Here is a 16,337-nt window from a genome sequence, read left to right as displayed (position 1 = left end):
ACAATGAGCGACAACCTGCTGAATATCCCGTGCACCACCATCAAGGGTGAGCAAAAGACCCTGGCCGATTTCGCCGGCAAAGCCGTGCTGGTGGTCAATACCGCCAGCAAGTGCGGTTTCACCCCGCAATACAAAGGTCTGGAAGCGCTGTGGCAGACCTACAAGGATCAAGGTCTGGTAGTGCTCGGTTTTCCGTGCAACCAGTTCGGCAAGCAGGAACCGGGCAACGAGGGCGCGATCAGCGAGTTCTGCGAACTGAATTTCGGTGTCAGCTTCCCGCTGTTCAAGAAGATCGAAGTCAACGGCGCCGGTGCCCATCCGCTGTTCGTGCAGTTGAAGAAACGTGCACCGGGGCTGCTCGGTTCCCAAGGCATCAAATGGAATTTCACCAAGTTCCTGATCGGCAAGGACGGTCAGTTGGTCAAGCGCTTCGCCCCGGCCACCAAGCCGCAGGATCTGAGCCGCGAGATCGAAGCCCTGCTCAAATGAGTAAACTGACCGTCGATTCGCTGAAGCTCGACAGTCAGTTGTGCTTCAAGTTGTATGCCGCGTCCCGGGCGGTGATTCGCGGCTATAAGCCGATGCTTGATCAGCTTGGCCTGACGTATCCGCAATATCTGGCGATGCTGGTTTTGTGGGAATGGCAGGAGTGCACGCCGGAGCAACCGACCGTCAAGGCTTTGGGTGAGCGTCTGACGCTGGATTCCGGAACGCTGACGCCATTGCTCAAGCGTCTGGAGCATTTGCAACTGGTTCAGCGTCAGCGCTCGGCGCGCGATGAGCGTGAAGTGCATTTGAGTCTGACGCCAGAAGGGCAGTTGCTGCGCGAGCAGGTCGGGCCGCTCAAGGCCCGCCTGCTGTGCGACAGCGGGGTCGATCTGGACCGGCTCAACGAATTGCGCGACGGTCTCGATCAGTTACTGGGGCAGATCAAGGCGCTGTCTTAGTAGGAATCCACTGATCCAGCAACGCCGCCAGTTCTTCTCGGCGAAACGGCTTGGCCAGATAGTCGCTCATGCCCGCGGCCCTGCAGCGTTCGCGTTCTTCAGACATGGCATTGGCCGTCAGGGCAACGATTGGCAGGTCCGGCCATCGCCCGCTCTGGCGGATCTGTCGGCTCGCCTCGTAGCCATCCATGACCGGCATGTTGCAGTCCATCAGCACCAGATCGAAGGCGTGATATTCCAACTGATCCAGTGCTTCGGCGCCATGGGCGGCGACGATGACATCACAGCCGAGTTTGCCGAGCATGCCTTTGGCGACCAGTTGATTGACCGGGTTGTCTTCGACCAGCAGCACCCGACCGCGTTGTATGGATGGCGAAGTTTCCAGCTGTGCGTCGCTGATAGTGGCCAGGTCCGGTTGCAGGGTCCGTCGCAGGTTCTGGTAGAGCGCGTTACGCGCCAGCGGTCGTGCCTGCTGTTGCAGTGGGGCGAGGGCTGTCGCCTCTTCGCTGGGCAGAAAACTGCCATAGGCCGTCACCAGCAGAATGGGCGTGCCGAGTGTAGGACGCAGCCCGAACAGACACTCCGGACAATCGGTAATCACAACGTCCGGCGTCACACCCAGCAGCGAGTCGTCGATGGTGCGTTGTGCATATTCAAGCCCCCAGACCGGCAGCAGACTTTGCAACAGCTCGGCGAGGCCACTGCTGGCCGGGGTGATGGCGAGTATTTTGCCACGCAGCGGCGCCGGAGCCAGCGCGCGGGTATGGCAGGGCAGTGGCAGTTCGGCGCAGAACTGACTGCCGAAACCGGTCTCGGAACTGATGGTCAGGCGCCCCCGCATCGCTTCACAGAGGTTGTACGTCAGCGCCAGCCCCAGACCTGTGCCGCCATACTGACGGGTGATACCTGCGCCCGCCTGAGTGAACGGCTGGAAGATTTTCACCTGGGCTTCCTGGGCGATGCCGATACCGGTGTCGCAGACTTCGATACGCACGCCATCCTGGTAGGCCGACAAGCGCACATCGACCCGACCGAAGCGAGTGAATTTCAGCGCGTTGGACAACAGGTTGCTGACGATCTGTCGGACCCGGGTCGGATCCCCCAGTACCAGCGCCGGAAAATGCGGATCGATCAGGCAGGTCAGCTCGACGCTCGGCGCCGCGTTTTGCGAGAGCAGGTTGGCGGTGTCTTCGATCAATGAGCCGAGATCGAACGGAATGTGTTCAAGCTCCAGTTGCCCGGCATCGAACTTCGACAGGTCGAGAATATCGTTGAGCAACTCCACCAGCACTTTTCCCGAGTCGTGGGCGATCGACAGTTGTTGCTGCTGCTCGGCGTTCAGTGGCCCGTCGAGCGACAACGCAATCATCCCCAGCAGGCCGTTGAGCGGCGTGCGGATTTCATGGCTCATGTTGGCGAGGAACGCCGAGCGGGCTTCGGCCATTTCCAGCGCCGTGCTGCGGGCGACTTCGAGTTCCGCATTGGACTGGCTGAGCCGCGCGTTGATGGCCTTGAGTTCGGCAGTTCGCGCCGAAACGATGGTTTCCAGTTGGCCGAGGTAGTCGGTCAGACGGTTTTCCGCGTTGCGCCGCTGCTGGATCTCGGTGGCGATGTTCTCGAATTGCTGATTGGCGACTTTGACCAGTACGCCGATTTCATCGTTGGCGTGTCCGGCCGGACACTCCAGCGTGGTCGCTTCGGCGTTGCGCGGATCGCGCCCGCTGAGTTCGCGAATCACCCGCACCAGCGGTTTGGTGAGCATCACGTAGAACAGCGCCAACAGGAGCCCGGTGAGGATGAGGCTGCGGGCGAACCCGTTGAGCAGGGTGATCTCGGCCCGGCGCAGGAAGCGGCTGCCGAAGGCATAGGTGTCCACTTCCAGGCTCAAGACACCCAGCGATTCGTTGGGTAGATGGTCCAGATACAGGCGATCTTCGAACTGGCGTTTGGCACCGAACAGGAAGTCACTGATCATTCGATAGCTGCTTTGCAGCTCAGGGCGTTTGACGCTGGCCAGCACGGTATTGTTGTTGTCGGTCAACTGCGCCGAAATGATTGCCGGTGAACGCAACAGGCCCAGGGTGAGTTCCTGAGCCAGTTCGGCATCGATGTTGTAGGCGATACGTGATGCCGGGTTGTGGCTGATTTCCAGCAAAGACATGATTTCACGGTTGATGGAGGCGTCTTCGCTGGCATAATCGATGCCGATTTGCAGCAGGCTGAGCAGCGTGCCCAGAATGAACCCGACCAGCACAGTAAGCCTGGCTTGTTTGTACGACAGCCGGTGGGTGAATTTGATATCCATGGGGTGTTGAACCACTTCCGTTTCCCTTCGCTGCTCAAGCATAGTCGATCATGTATCGATACCGAGGTTCCCGAATCGCCTTGTAACAAGGCACGGGGCGGGAATTTTGATCCGCGAGTCGTCGCTGGATCGCCATCATCACTGTGAACGTGCCCGAGGAAAAGACGTGGATTCCCGATTGAATGCTTTTCTTGAACGCGCCGAGTCGGTTCTGGCGCGGATCGAACCGTTGTTGCCGGCACCACGGCCGGTGATCGACTGGGGCACTTGTCTGGCCGCGCGCTGGCAACGCGACGGCCGCAGCGGCTATCTGCTGCCGCTGGAAGTCAGCCTCGACATGCGCCTGTCCGACCTGATCGGTGTTGATCGTCAGCTCGAACAACTGGGGCGCAACACCCAACAATTTCTTGATGGCATGCCGGCCAACCACGCGTTGCTCTGGGGCTCGCGCGGTACTGGCAAGTCTTCGCTGGTGCGGGCTTTGCTGGCGGAACACGCCGCTGCCGGCCTGCGCCTGATCGAGATCGAACGCGATCATCTGGCGGATCTGCCGCGGGTGGTCGAGCAGATCGGCAAACTGCCGCAACGCTTTGTGCTGTTTTGCGATGACTTGTCGTTCGAATCCGGTGAGGGCGATTACCGCGTACTCAAAAGCGTGCTCGACGGCTCGCTGGAACAGGCGCCGGACAACGTCTTGCTGTACGCCACTTCCAACCGTCGTCACCTGGTGCCGGAGAAGGAAAGCGACAACGAAAACTGGAAACGCGTCGACGGCGAACTGCACCCCAGCGAAGCGGTGGAAGACAAGATCGCGCTGTCGGACCGTTTTGGTCTTTGGTTGTCGTTTTATCCGTTTACTCAAGAACACTTCCTCAACGTCGTCGAACACTGGGTCGGCCAACTGGCCGCCAAGGCCGGTCTGAGCTGGCAGCGCGACGAAGAGCTGGACATCCTCGCCGTGCGTTGGGCCACCGGCCGCGGTAATCGCAACGGACGTTGCGCATACCAATTCGCCCGTTACTGGGTGGGACTGAAATTGTTGGAGCACAAGCCATGATTGATTTGCAACAAAGCGGCCAGGGCCTCGAAGGCTATGGCATGTTGGCTGCACAACTGGAATCGCTGTTGGCGGATGAGCGCGATTTTATCGCCAACGCCGCGCAGTTTTCGGCGTTTCTGTTCAACCAGCTCGATGACCTGAACTGGGCCGGTTTCTACCTGAACCGCAACGAAGAACTGGTGCTTGGCCCGTTCCAGGGCCAGATTGCTTGCGTACGCATTCCGTTTGGGCGCGGCGTGTGTGGCGCGGCGGCGGCCAGCCTGCAGACACAGCGGGTTGAAGATGTGCACGCGTTTCCCGGCCATATCGCCTGTGACAGCGCTTCGAACAGCGAACTGGTGGTGCCGTTGGTCAAGGACGGTCGCCTGATCGGTGTTCTGGACCTCGACAGCCCGAAACTCGCTCGTTTCGGTGTGCACGACCAAGCCGGCATCGAGCACCTGGCGGCGATCTTCCTGCGACTGACCGACTGCTGATCATGCGCTCAGGCCAGCCTTGTGCAACAGGCTGGCCGTATCCACCGTATCGATCTGCCGTGGATCGAGAAAACGCACGGCGTACTGCATGTACACGCCGTCATTGATGAACAAGCCAAACAGCTGCGCATCAATATGTGCCTCGCGGCACATGGTCGCCATGATTCCCAATGCCTCGCTCAATGACTTGGCTTTCTTGTACGGGCGATCGGCAGCGGTCAGCGCCTCAAAAATATCGGCGATCGCCATCATCCGTGCCGGCAGGCTCATTTCTTCGCGCTTCAGGCGTTTCGGGTAGCCGGTGCCGTCCATTTTTTCATGATGTCCACCAGCGATTTCGGCAATGCTGTCGAGGTGGCCGGGGAAGGGCAGGTGACTGAGCATCATGATCGTCTGCACCATGTGGTGATTGATGATGTAGCGCTCTTCGCGGGTCAGTGTGCCGCGGGCGATGCTCAGGTTGTACAACTCGCCGCGATTGTATTTGTGGCGCGGCACATCCAGCTTGAAGCCCCACGGATTGTCTTCGGGGATCAACTCGTTTTTATCGCGATCGAGCAAATGTTCAGGCTTGTCCGCCAGCAGCTTTTCACTGACCGGCAAGTTTGGCGCAGGGGTTCGGGCCTGACGCTTGTTTTCTTCCCACGACACGCCCAAGCGGTCGTCCAGCGTGCGCAGCCAGGTGCGTTGGGACAGATCCTTCAGACGCTGCAAATCTTCCTCGGCCATCGCTTCGCTGCCCAGGTTGCAACGGGCGACAAAGGCAAAGTCTGCGTCCAGTGCGCACAAGGTCTGCTCACGCATTTCGGCCAGGGTCGCTTCGTCTCCACCCAGGGCCAGCGCCTGCCAGTAATTGATCCAGGCATCGCGCTTGAGCACTTCGAAACGGGTTCGGATCTCGTGGATGCGGTCGTTGATGGTTTCCAGTTTGGTGGCTTTGTCGACTACGTATTCTGGCGTCGTGACCTTGCCGCAGTCGTGCAGCCACGCGGCAATGTGCAAGGCTTCCCATTCGTCTTCGCTGGGCTGATAAGTGCTGAAGGCGGGCGCCCGACTCGCTGCCGCCGCTTGAGCGAGCATCAGCGTCAGTTCCGGTACGCGTTGGCAATGTCCGCCGGTGTACGGGCTCTTGGCGTCGATGGCCCCGGCGAGCAACTGAATGAAGGCATCGAGTAATTGCTTCTGTCTGGCTTGCAGGCGCTGGCTCTCGATGCTCACCGCCGCAGCGCCGGACACCGCTTGCAAGAAGGCGATACGGTCGGGGCGCAGTTTTTCCAGATCGGCCGGGGTGCCGCTGTCGTTGATCAACAGGATCAAAAGGCCGATGGTTTCGTTGTGGCGGTTGCGCAGACGGATACCGATGAGATGGATCCTCGGCGCTGCCATTGCCAGCAGCACTTTCTGTAAATCCCCGGCGTTTTCGAAACCAAAGTTGCTCACCACGTTGTCGGCGCTGACCAGTTGTTCAAACCACGCCGGACCCGCGCGCTCTTGCAGGTCCTGGCCCTGAATGTCGAACGCCTCCAGTGCTTGTGGCGCGCCATCGATTACCAGACCGTAAGGCTCCATGCGACTGCCGTCGTGTTCACGCAGATAAATCAGCCCTGCCTGAGCCTGGGCGATCTGCACCGTTTCAAACAGCACCCGTTGCAGCAGCGGTGCGAATCGGGTTTCGGCGCACAGACTGTCGGTGATCCGGAAGAAGCTCGCCAAGGTGTCTTTCATCCGCGCCATCGACACGCTCAACTGATCGACTTCCAGCACCGGCGAGCGTCGAGCCAGCGGAAAATTGAAGTCGAAACTGCGAATCGCATCGGCTTCCTTGACCAGCGCGTGCAATGGCTTGACCAGAATTCGTGAGATCAGCCAGCCCAGTGGCAGGCACAACAGCAAAGTGGCGAGGGTGATCAGCGCACCTTGCCAGCGCATGTGATAGGCATCGGCCAGCAATTCGTCTTCCGGCACCAGCAATGCCAGCTGCAAACCTTTCGGACCGCCTTCCTGAATGCTGCTGCGGGCGACAATCCATTGCCGGCCATCGGCATTCAGACGATTGCCGGTGTGCTCAGCGGACAGCAGCATATTGAGGCTCGGACTCAAGTCAGCCACTTTTGCCAGGCGTGCGGTGCTGTCATCGACTATCAGTCGGCTACTGTCGGGGTAGGCCACGGCGTTGCCGTCGGAATCGAACAGGGCGATTTCGGTGGACGGTGTGACGACATGTTTATGCAAGGTGGCAGACAGGGCTGCCAGCGTCAGATCGGCGCCGATGACCGCGTCTTCGCCGCTGCGTCGGGCCAACGTAGTGCCGACGTTGTGGGTTGAGAAAAAGACGTAGGGCTCTGTGGTGATTTGTTCGGTTTGCTGGCGGGCATTGATGAACCAGGCGCGGTCGCGCGGATCGTAGGGATCCCCGGGATTGTCCTGCCGGCTGATCGGCGTCAATGCCTGATCGAAGAACAGTGACTGCGAGCGCACTTCGCCGCGCGGGTCATGCTCGATGCTCCAGACCTGATACGCCGCCGTTTCGGGGGCGCTGAGCAGTGTTTTCAGGGCCGCGTTGCGTAGCGGGCGCACCATGAAGAAATCGCCGTTGGCATAACCCAGATACAGCGAAGCGAGGTTCGGATTGTCCGTCAGTGACTGGCTGAACGGCCTGAGCAGCGGCAATCGTTGTTCAAGCCCCGAAGCCCGGGTAGCGGGATTGTCTGCCAGCAGGCTCAGCAGGTGACGAATCGGCTGATAGGTGGCGGACATGTCCAAGCGCACTTCCTGCTCGATCCGATCGAACAGTTTCTCGCTGCTCGACAGGATGATCTGCGTCGTCTGGCGATAATTGAATAGTCCCAGCACCACGCCGGTAAGTAACAGGAGAAACGTGAACATCACACTGATGTGCACGTGCAGCGGAAAGCGGCGTTGGTCTGGTTGCAGTGAGCTGGGCATTTCGGGTTCTCCATGATGGTTAACTCACTGCTCAGCGCCAAGCATAGTTAAGGCAAGCTCATTGTGCTTTGGTCAGACAACGCCAATTGTTGTTGCAAGGCTTGCTCCAGTTCGAGCATCGCCCTGTTGCTCGCCTCGCAGAGGCGGGCGATCTCATCTGTTGGCAAAGCCTGCGCGCAGGCCTGTTCAAGGGCATTGCAACATTCGATCACCTGCGTCGCCTGCGCGATGCGCGCGGCACCCTTGATTTTGTGAGCGACTACGGCCAACGCCCCGCGATCTTGTTGCGGCGATAGCGCGAGCAGTTCCTGTCGGTCGAGACGGCTGCTTTTTAGCAGCTCGACCAGCAGTCTTCGGGCCTGTGCCGGGTTGCCGCCGGTCAACAGGTTAAGGCTTTGCAGGTTGAATGCCGCAGGCTGCGACACTGGAGTGATGCCGTCGACCCACTGGCTGAGGAGACTCAGGCTCAAGGGTTTGAACAGGCAGTCGTCCATGCCGGCCTGTTTGCAGCGTTGTATTTCTTCGGGTTGCGCATTGGCCGTGAAACCCAGCACGGTGCAGGGCGACCAGCGGTTCTGCAGCTCCTGCTGGCGAATGGCACGGGTCAGCTCATAACCGTTCATCAATGGCATGTTGCAGTCGACAATCACCAGATCAAAGCCGCCTTCCATCCACCGTTCAAGTCCGCTGCGGCCGTTCTCGGCGAGGCTGAAGTGATGGCCCAGGAATTCCAGTTGCTGACACATCAACAGGCGGTTGGCCGGGTGGTCGTCGACCACAAGCACCCGCAGAGGCGTCAGCGAAGTCTTGAGCGCGGTTTCGTTTCTGGTCGCGCTCACCTGGACAGGCAGAGTTTCCAGCGGCAGCGAAACGCAGACCTGAGTGCCGATTCCGGGCTGGCTGCTCAATTGCAGCTGACCGCCCATCATTTCGCACAGGTTGCGACTGATGACCAGGCCCAGACCCGCGCCGCTTCTGGCTTGCTGATGGCTGTTTTCCGCTTGGGCGAAAGGTTCGAACAAACGTTGCTGATCTTCCGCACTGATACCGACGCCGCTGTCCTGTACGGTCAGTTGCATCAGTGCCCGTGCAGGCATCTCCGTGTTCATGAGATCGAGGGTAATTCTGACGTGACCGTGCTCGGTGAACTTGATGGCATTGCTGACCAGATTGGACAGCACCTGCTTGAAGCGCAGCGGGTCCAGATCGACATCGACCGCCAGGTCCGGCGGGTTGACGATGACTTGCAGGGCAAGATTCTTCTGTCGGGCGAGGCCGTCGAAGATTCTGGCAACCGACGCCACCATGTCGACCAGATTGACCCGTTCAGGACAAAGGCTCAGGCGCCCCGACTCGATCCGTGCAATGTCGAGAATGTCGCCGATCAGGCCCAGCAGATCCTTTGCCGAATGGTAGGCCGTATCGATCGACGAACGATCCGGGTGCTGTGTGTCCATGCGTCTGAGCGTCAGTTCGAGCATGCCGATCACTGCGTTCATCGGGGTACGGATTTCATGGCTCATGGTGGCCAGAAACGTACTTTTGGCGCGGTTGGCTTCATCCGCCTGCTCCTTGGCCGCGCGAAGGTCTTCGAACAGCTGGCGGCGTTCACTGATGTCGATCCAGCCACCGATGATGCCTTTTACATCGCCGCTGGAGTCGCGATAGGGAAGTATCCAGTGATAGATCGTCAGGCGGCGGTTGCCGATATGCAGCGGCCGGTCGAGCACCAGCGGAGTGCCTTCTGCGACGACGCGCTGATAATCGGCCTGGAAGGCCTGTGCCTCGAAAGCGTTGCTCAGGGTGCCCTGCATGACGCTTTTGCCGATAACGTCCTCACGCTTGGCATTGAACGCTTCGAGGTAGCTGTCATTGCAGCTTTGCAACAGGCCCTGGCGGTCGCGAACGTAGATCGGATGCGGCGTACCGTTGACCAGCGAGCGCATGAATTCGAACTGGTCGTTAAGCGCACGTTCGGCCGCCTGGCGTTGTTTGATCTGGTGTCGCATATAAGCATTCCAGGCCAGCAACAGCAGCAGAACCATGCAAGCGGCAGTGATCATTTGATAGAACAGACGCTGGTAGTTGTGCCAGATATTCTGGGAGGCGGTGGCGTAACCGCGCCACCGGCCATTGATCACACCCAGCTCTTCCGGGGCAATGCTCAGCAGAGCTTTGTCGATGATCGAGGCCAGTTCCTTGTTGTCGCGAGCGGTCGCCAACGAGAACGCGGCCTGACCGGTGCCGATGGTGGTGGTGATCTGCAATGGATGGTCAAAGATCCGCGAAGAAATGAAGTAATTGGCGATCACCAGCGAGTTCACCGCGCCGTCGACATGCCCCTCGGCAAGTAACGAGACGGCGCTGAAGGTATCGGCCGTTTCGATCAAACGAATGAGTGGAAACTCTCGGCGCAGGTACTCGACCATCGGGTTGCCTTGGGCGATAGCCAGCGGCTTGCCTTTGAGTTGGCCCAGATTGGTTGGGCCGTCGGCGCTCTTGCGGGTTAGCAAGACATAGGAATTTTCCAGGTAAGGGCGACTGAAGTTCAGGGCTTTTTCGCGTTCGGCGGTCGGCAGCAGTGCTGCAATCAGATCGGCTTGATGGCTGTCGAGTTGCTTGATCATGTCCGCGTCGTTGCGACTGCGGCGGATCTCGAAACGCAGGCCGGTGCGTAATCGGATCAGTTCGAGCAAGTCAGCGCTGATGCCGCGGAAATTTCCATCATTGTCGAAGAAGGTCAGCGGCGCAAACGCCTCATTGACCACCACCCTCACGACAGGGTGCTGTTTGAGCCATGCCTCTTCGCGCTGGGTCAGTTGCATTTTCTGATCGGTGAGCAACAGGTCGCTGCCGGCACTCCAGCGTTTGGCGATGTTGTCGCGTTCGTTGCTTGGCACCGCTTTGAGTACGGTGTCGATGATGCCCAACAGGTGCGGATTGTTTTGGCGTACGGCGAAGCCGAATCCCTGGGCTTCCTGTTTGCCGAAATTGGCCATGCGCACGTTGTTGAGGTAGCCCTTGTTGATCATGTAGTGCGTGGAAATGGTATCGCCGAGAAACACGTCGGCCTGATCGAATGCCACGGCGTTGATTGCATTCTGGTAGGAGGGATAACAGGTAATCAGCGCTTTTGGATACAGCGCCTTGACCTCGGGCAACGGCAGATAGTGATAGACCATGCTCAGTCGCAGCCCCGCCAGGCCTTCGCTCAGTGAGCGGGTTTCGCCCTCGCGGGTGACGAGTACAGGCTGATCAATGGCATAGGGGGTGGAAAGCGCGAGGCTGGCGTTGCTCGCCTCGAAGCCGTTGGCTGTGCCGAGCAGGTCGACCTGGCCGTCGACCAGCGCGCGAATCGCAGCATCCCGGGAGGGGAAGCGCTGCACCCGGATTGGCAAACCGGTGGCCTGACTGAGGATTCCGGCGTAGTCAGCCGTCAAACCTTCGTACTCCTTTCCGCTGACGGTCATGTCAAAGGGTGGGTAGTCGGGCGCGGAAGTGCCGAGTATCAGTTCGCTGCGTTCATGCAGCCACTGCCGTTGGGACTGTTCGAGCGCGACCGGAACCGACTCGCTTGCCGACCGGCTGAGCAAGACATAGTCCGCTGAAGCGCCAGGCATGGCGAACACGTTGGCGCTCAAGTACAGACCGGCGCACAACGCAATTAAATAGTCCTTTAAACGACTGGGCATGCGGGCTCTCACACGAGTGCGTTACGTTTGGCCATCTCGATAAGTTCTACAAGTGATCTGGCTTTTAGTTTTTGCATCAGGCGTTTTTTGTAGGTGCTGACGGTTTTATTGCTGAGGAACATGCCCTTGGCTATTTCCTTGTTGGTACGGCCCTGAGCAAATAGCTGCAATACCATCAACTCCCGATCATTGACGGATTTGAATAGTTCCAGTTCTGCGTAACGAATGTCGTCGCTGCGCACCGGATTCAGCGCCTGGCTGGGGAAATAGTTGTAACCGGAAAGTACTGCCTTTATCGCGCTGACCAGTTCGCTCAAGTCTTCTTGTTTACAGACATATCCTGACGCGCCGGACTGCATGCAGCGAATACCGAATAAAGTCGGACACTGGGCGGTCAGTACCAGGGTCTTCAATGGTGAACTCATGGCGTTGAAGCGGGCCAGCACTTCCAGGCCGTCGAGCTTGGGGATACTGATGTCGAGAATGATCAGGTCTGGCATGCACTCGCGCACCATCTGCATGGCATCGACCCCGTTATCGGTTTCACCGACGACCTTATAACCTTCATGTTCCAACAGCATGCGAACGGCGAGACGGATGACCGGGTGATCGTCAACAATAAAAACGGAGTTCATAATCAAATCCCATACAAGCACGAATAAAGCGCGCACCTTAGCTCAGATGAATGAACACTCGCATGAACTGACTTGGCTCCAGTCGCGTTATCGGATAATTCCTACAATTAATGAGGAAAGGGACTACGGCCAAACTAGGATCAACGTAAGGAAGTGCAGGGATGGTATCGGCTTATAGTTGGCTGTGTTTGTTTTGCAAGTGCTGGATGTCAATAGTTATTTCATCACTGTTTAAGTGTGCTGATTCTTGGCTTTTTTGTTGTTGGTTGTTTTGCCGTTATATCCCGGCTTAAAACGGCTAAATGCACTCGTCGAAAATGACATTGCAGGTAGAAAATGATCGACAGGTAATCAGCCTGCCGGCGGTACCGGCCGGCTGAATACGCTGGATCAGTGGCTGGAGCGCCCAGTCATTTCCAGCGCCATGTCGCTGGCGTAGCTGTCGGTCATGCCCGCGATGAAATCGATCATGCGCAAAAACGATGTGTGCAATGAACCTTGCGGGTCCGGCGCATTGTTGCCCAGCAAATCGAGGATACGTCGGCTTTTGAACGACGGAGTACGCCCATTGTGCTGTTCCAGCGCGGCGCCGCAGAACGAATTGAGCAGAATCTCCAGCGTCGTATAGGCGCCGATTTCGTGCAGGGTTTTTCGTTTGTCCTGAAAGATCTTCTTGCGCGCAATGTCCTTGGCGTTCAGCACACACCGCTTGGCCGGGCCGTGCATGTGCTCGACCAGATCGCCGTGCAACGTACCGGCGAGCAGTGCGTCCTGTTGCTCGACAAAGGCCCGCGCCGCGGCGTTGGTCAAATGCTCGATGGCTTTGCCGCGCAGGATTGCCAGTTTGCGCCGCCGCGAATCCTGCGGGCCGAGTTGGCGATAGGTTTCCGGTAAATCATCGCCCACGAGGCCGAGCAGCAGGGATTCGACTTCGGCGTACTCCAGCAACTCCATCTCAAGACCGTCTTCGAGGTCGATCAGCGCGTAGCAGATGTCGTCAGCGGCCTCCATCAGGTACACCAAAGGATGGCGCGCCCAACGTTGGTCTTCCAGTTGCGGCAGGCCGAGCTTGTGGGCAATTTGCTCAAGCAGCGGCAGTTCGCTCTGATAGCAGCCGAACTTGTGCTTCTTGTAACCGAGGGAGTCGGCGTGACGAGCCGTCCACGGATACTTCAGATAAGTGCCGAGGGTGGCATAGGTCAGGCGGGTGCCACCGTCGAACTGATGGTACTCAAGCTGCGTGAGCACGCGGAAGCCCTGGGCATTGCCTTCGAAATTAAGGAAGTCACCGCGCTCGGCTTCGCTCATGCCGTCCAGCCAGCCACGCCCGGCCGCTTGCTGAAACCAGTGGCGAATGGCGTCCTCACCGGAATGGCCGAACGGCGGATTGCCGATGTCGTGAGCCAGGCAGGCCGACTGCACAACCATGCCCAGGTCGGCAGGATCACACCAGTCGGGAAGGGCACTGCGCAGGGTTTCGCCAACGCGCATGCCCAGCGAGCGGCCCACGCAGCTGACTTCCAGCGAGTGGGTCAGGCGTGTGTGGATATGATCATTACTGGTGACCGGGTGCACTTGGGTTTTACGGCCCAGGCGACGGAAAGCTCCCGAGAAAATGATGCGGTCATGGTCTTTATGAAAAGGGCTGCGGCCAAGCTCTTGCGGGCTGTACAGCGGCTTTCCGAGGCGTTCGCGGTTGAGCAGTGTTTGCCAATCCAAGGCTGATTCTCTCCGTCAGGTGACTGAATTGACCTAGCTTCCCGGTTCAGCCGTATGCCTGCAAGCGGAACTACAATCCCGCTGCATCGATATCGATCAACAGCAGGCGTTCGCCATTGTCGAAGAACTGCCCGGCCGTCAGGCAATACTGATTGCTGGTGGCATCTCGGTAGGTATTGGAGAGGGTCAGACGCCGTTCGTCCCAACCTTCGGCCAACAGATGATAGAAGTACGGACGCCACGACCAGTTGTGTCCCAGATAGCGGTTGTCGGCGATCCAGCCGTTGTGGCGCCATTCCAGATTGGGGGTCAGTTGCGTGCCGTGGCGGTCGCACTGATAAAACCGCAGCAGCCATGGAAATGCCTCCAGGTGCGGCAATGAACTGAGTGGCGCACGGGCTTGCGCCCATTTTTGCAGGATCGCCATCAATTCACTGAGTTGCTGGCGCATCTGCATCAATCGCCCACGCTCGGCGAGCTTCTGCTGAACGTATCGCTGGCGCAGCTCGGCAAAGCGATGCACAAAGGCGTCGGTGGCAAAGAACGCCTCCTGCGCCCGAGCGAACAGGAAACCCTGCACGTAGCGCGATCCGCATTCCAGAGCGAAATTCAGCTGCGCCTCGGTTTCGACCCCTTCGGCAATGATCCAGCAGCCGGTTTTTTCGGCCATTTGTGCGAGGGCCTTGACCACATCACTGCTCGGCCCGCCCAACGCGGCAGCCTGAAACAGTCGCATGTCGAGCTTGAGGATGTCCGGCTGCAGCGCCAGCACCCGATCGAGTTGCGAATATCCGGCGCCAAAATCATCAATGGCAATCCGCGCCCCGGCCTCGCGATAACGCGCAACCACTTCGGCCAGACGTTGACTATTGCCGCCCAGTTCGGTGATCTCGAACACAATGCGCTGTGGATCAACGTTGTGTCGTGCCAGTTGCTTGAGGCTGGGCAGGGCCTGGTCGGGGCGCAGGCGACTGATCCAGCGCGGCGACATATTGAGACTGAGAAACCAGTCAGTCGGGGCTTCATGCAGACGGCTCAGGGCGTTGTCGCGGATCTGCCGGTCGAGGCGGCGCAGGGCCATGGCCGGCGTGCGCGGGTCAGCGAACAGTGGCCCGACCGAGGTCAATTGTCCATCGCTCTGGCGCAGGCGGCCCAAGGCTTCGACGCCGGCGATGCGTCCGGTGGCGGTATCGATGAAAGGCTGAAAACAGGCGAGCGGTTGCCCGTCGATCACGGGGCCTCCTTAGTCGTTCTTGTTCTGGTTAAAACCTGCCGACCGGGTAGGCGTTCAGGATTGAACCTCTTCTTGAAAGAGGTTCATCCCGAACGTATAGCAAGAATGTAGCCAGTTGCGAGAGGTCAGCGTTTGCCCGAACTCTGCATGACCAGTTTGATCAGTGGCCCGAGACTGGTACCGAGGCGAACCAGTCGGGTCAGGCCACCGACGCCGCCGCTTTTCGCGCCCTTACCGGTGATGAATCCCAGCAGGGTGACAGCGGCCACGCCCCACAACGGCGCGTGTTTGATGCCGAATCCGCCTTGCAGGTTTTGCGACATGCCGCGCATGCGCTGCAAGGGTTGCAGCACTTGCCCGGCTTCGTGACGGATTTCCTGACGATGCATTTCCATGCGCAGGCGGATCAGTGCCTTGCGCATTTCCCGACGAGAGCTGTTATGTGGAAGTTCAGGCAGGCTCATGGCAGCAGACGCTCCCGGTCGTTGGCCAGCTCTTCGAGCGTGCCGTGGAAAGGCGAGGATTCATCGAAGACCGCAGCCTTCAGGCGCACCCCGCAGAACGCGGCCGCCAGTGTGTAGAACACGCACAGACCGATGATCGCGGGCAGACGATAGGTGTCCCAGAACACGATCAACACCAACGTCGACAAACCAACCAGCAACAGAAGGGCAAACACCAAGGCCAAGCCTGCGAACAGCAACAGGCTGACGGTACGTGCTTTCTGCTCCTGCAATTCGATGCCGAACAATTCGACATGACTGTGCAGCAAGCCAAGGACAGCGGCGCCCAGGCGCCGCGTGGAGGAAGTGGTGCCCGCAGCCGGGCCGGATTCACCGATCGACATAATCAGCGCCGAGTAGCCAGCAGGCCGATCAGAAAACCTACACCGGCAGCGATGCCGACGGATTGCCAAGGGTTGGACGACACGTAGTCTTCAGTGGCGGTGACCGCCGCCTGACCGCGTTCGCGCAGGGTGTCTTCGGTCAGCTTCAGGGTTTCCCGTGCACGCAGCAGGCTGTCGTGGATCTGTTCACGCAGCTCATCAGCCTGATCGCCGGCCAGAGTGGCGGTGTGCTCGAGCAACCGTTCGGTGTCGGCGACCAATGTCTGGAAGTCGTTCATCAGGATTTCTTGAGCAGTCTTTGCCTTGATGCTGGCCATGGGTGGATCTCCGTAAGTGGCGTCTGAAGCGTTCGAGTATGAGCCTTGCGCGAAGGTTCAGTACAAATGACTGGTACAGCTTTTGCTATGTCGTGGTGCGTCGCCCGACAGTCGTGCGCTGTTGCTGAGCGTACAAGCGGGAAAACCTTAACTCAAATA

General features: G+C 58.9%; 13 protein-coding genes. 4 read left to right on the top strand and 9 right to left on the bottom strand.

The window, feature by feature from the left end; translation table 11 throughout:
* The first annotated feature begins 3 nt into the window (after positions 1 to 3).
* Together PSH79_RS18975 and PSH79_RS18970 are read left to right on the top strand one after the other, a co-directional pair.
* A complete protein-coding gene (locus tag PSH79_RS18975; protein WP_123534912.1) occupies positions 4 to 489 on the top strand; it encodes a glutathione peroxidase in 486 nt (161 codons plus the stop codon).
* On the top strand, positions 486 to 947 hold the full coding sequence (locus PSH79_RS18970) for a MarR family winged helix-turn-helix transcriptional regulator (RefSeq protein WP_305438979.1): 462 nt from the start codon (positions 486 to 488) through the stop codon (positions 945 to 947). Before PSH79_RS18975 ends, PSH79_RS18970 begins: the two co-directional genes overlap by 4 nt.
* On the opposite strand, the gene PSH79_RS18965 is transcribed toward PSH79_RS18970, so the two are convergent.
* A complete protein-coding gene (locus tag PSH79_RS18965) occupies positions 931 to 3,252 on the bottom strand; it encodes a response regulator (protein ID WP_305438978.1) in 2,322 nt (773 codons plus the stop codon). The genes PSH79_RS18970 and PSH79_RS18965 overlap by 17 nt on opposite strands.
* Positions 3,253 to 3,418: 166 nt before the next feature.
* On the opposite strand from PSH79_RS18965, the gene PSH79_RS18960 reads away from it, so the two are divergent.
* Complete coding sequence (locus tag PSH79_RS18960; protein ID WP_305438977.1) at positions 3,419 to 4,309, top strand: ATP-binding protein; 891 nt, start codon at positions 3,419 to 3,421, stop codon at positions 4,307 to 4,309.
* Positions 4,306 to 4,788, top strand: coding sequence for a GAF domain-containing protein (locus tag PSH79_RS18955; protein WP_305438976.1), 483 nt, complete (start codon positions 4,306 to 4,308; stop codon positions 4,786 to 4,788). Before PSH79_RS18960 ends, PSH79_RS18955 begins: the two co-directional genes overlap by 4 nt.
* On the opposite strand, the gene PSH79_RS18950 is transcribed toward PSH79_RS18955, so the two are convergent.
* From PSH79_RS18950 to PSH79_RS18915, 8 genes are all read right to left on the bottom strand, one after another.
* On the bottom strand, positions 4,789 to 7,734 hold the full coding sequence (locus PSH79_RS18950; RefSeq protein WP_305438975.1) for an HD domain-containing phosphohydrolase: 2,946 nt from the start codon (positions 7,732 to 7,734) through the stop codon (positions 4,789 to 4,791).
* A 47-nt stretch (positions 7,735 to 7,781) separates the two neighbouring features.
* On the bottom strand, positions 7,782 to 11,426 hold the full coding sequence (locus PSH79_RS18945) for a transporter substrate-binding domain-containing protein (RefSeq protein ID WP_305438974.1): 3,645 nt from the start codon (positions 11,424 to 11,426) through the stop codon (positions 7,782 to 7,784).
* An 8-nt stretch (positions 11,427 to 11,434) separates the two neighbouring features.
* Entirely contained in the window at positions 11,435 to 12,061 is a 627-nt protein-coding gene (locus PSH79_RS18940; protein WP_305438972.1) for a response regulator transcription factor, read from the bottom strand.
* Between the two features lie 390 nt (positions 12,062 to 12,451).
* Entirely contained in the window at positions 12,452 to 13,780 is a 1,329-nt protein-coding gene (locus PSH79_RS18935; RefSeq protein ID WP_305438971.1) for a deoxyguanosinetriphosphate triphosphohydrolase, read from the bottom strand.
* Between the two features lie 70 nt (positions 13,781 to 13,850).
* Complete coding sequence (locus PSH79_RS18930; RefSeq protein ID WP_305438970.1) at positions 13,851 to 15,014, bottom strand: EAL domain-containing protein; 1,164 nt, start codon at positions 15,012 to 15,014, stop codon at positions 13,851 to 13,853.
* 125 nt (positions 15,015 to 15,139) lie between these two features.
* Positions 15,140 to 15,478, bottom strand: a complete 339-nt coding sequence (locus PSH79_RS18925; protein ID WP_187679559.1) for a hypothetical protein — start codon at positions 15,476 to 15,478, stop codon at positions 15,140 to 15,142.
* Positions 15,475 to 15,861, bottom strand: a complete 387-nt coding sequence (locus PSH79_RS18920; protein ID WP_187679558.1) for a phage holin family protein — start codon at positions 15,859 to 15,861, stop codon at positions 15,475 to 15,477. The genes PSH79_RS18925 and PSH79_RS18920 overlap by 4 nt, the downstream gene beginning before the upstream one ends.
* Positions 15,862 to 15,863: 2 nt before the next feature.
* On the bottom strand, positions 15,864 to 16,178 hold the full coding sequence (locus PSH79_RS18915) for a YqjD family protein (RefSeq protein ID WP_305438968.1): 315 nt from the start codon (positions 16,176 to 16,178) through the stop codon (positions 15,864 to 15,866).
* Between the last annotated feature and the right edge of the window lie 159 nt (positions 16,179 to 16,337).

It is taken from the genome of Pseudomonas sp. FP2196 (genome assembly GCF_030687715.1).
Classification (GTDB): Bacteria; Pseudomonadota; Gammaproteobacteria; order Pseudomonadales; family Pseudomonadaceae; genus Aquipseudomonas.
This window is presented reverse-complemented; position numbering and strand designations above follow the sequence as displayed.

What these genes read in the sequence shown, in the direction of transcription:
- PSH79_RS18965 (WP_305438978.1), bottom strand. Translation starts at nt 3,252, where the DNA reads ATGGATATCAAATTCACCCACCGGCTGTCGTACAAACAAGCCAGGCTT.
- PSH79_RS18955 (WP_305438976.1), top strand. Translation starts at nt 4,306, where the DNA reads ATGATTGATTTGCAACAAAGCGGCCAGGGCCTCGAAGGCTATGGCATG.
- PSH79_RS18975 (WP_123534912.1), top strand. Translation starts at nt 4, where the DNA reads ATGAGCGACAACCTGCTGAATATCCCGTGCACCACCATCAAGGGTGAG.
- PSH79_RS18950 (WP_305438975.1), bottom strand. Translation starts at nt 7,734, where the DNA reads ATGCCCAGCTCACTGCAACCAGACCAACGCCGCTTTCCGCTGCACGTG.
- PSH79_RS18915 (WP_305438968.1), bottom strand. Translation starts at nt 16,178, where the DNA reads ATGGCCAGCATCAAGGCAAAGACTGCTCAAGAAATCCTGATGAACGAC.
- PSH79_RS18925 (WP_187679559.1), bottom strand. Translation starts at nt 15,478, where the DNA reads ATGAGCCTGCCTGAACTTCCACATAACAGCTCTCGTCGGGAAATGCGC.
- PSH79_RS18945 (WP_305438974.1), bottom strand. Translation starts at nt 11,426, where the DNA reads ATGCCCAGTCGTTTAAAGGACTATTTAATTGCGTTGTGCGCCGGTCTG.
- PSH79_RS18920 (WP_187679558.1), bottom strand. Translation starts at nt 15,861, where the DNA reads ATGTCGATCGGTGAATCCGGCCCGGCTGCGGGCACCACTTCCTCCACG.
- PSH79_RS18970 (WP_305438979.1), top strand. Translation starts at nt 486, where the DNA reads ATGAGTAAACTGACCGTCGATTCGCTGAAGCTCGACAGTCAGTTGTGC.
- PSH79_RS18940 (WP_305438972.1), bottom strand. Translation starts at nt 12,061, where the DNA reads ATGAACTCCGTTTTTATTGTTGACGATCACCCGGTCATCCGTCTCGCC.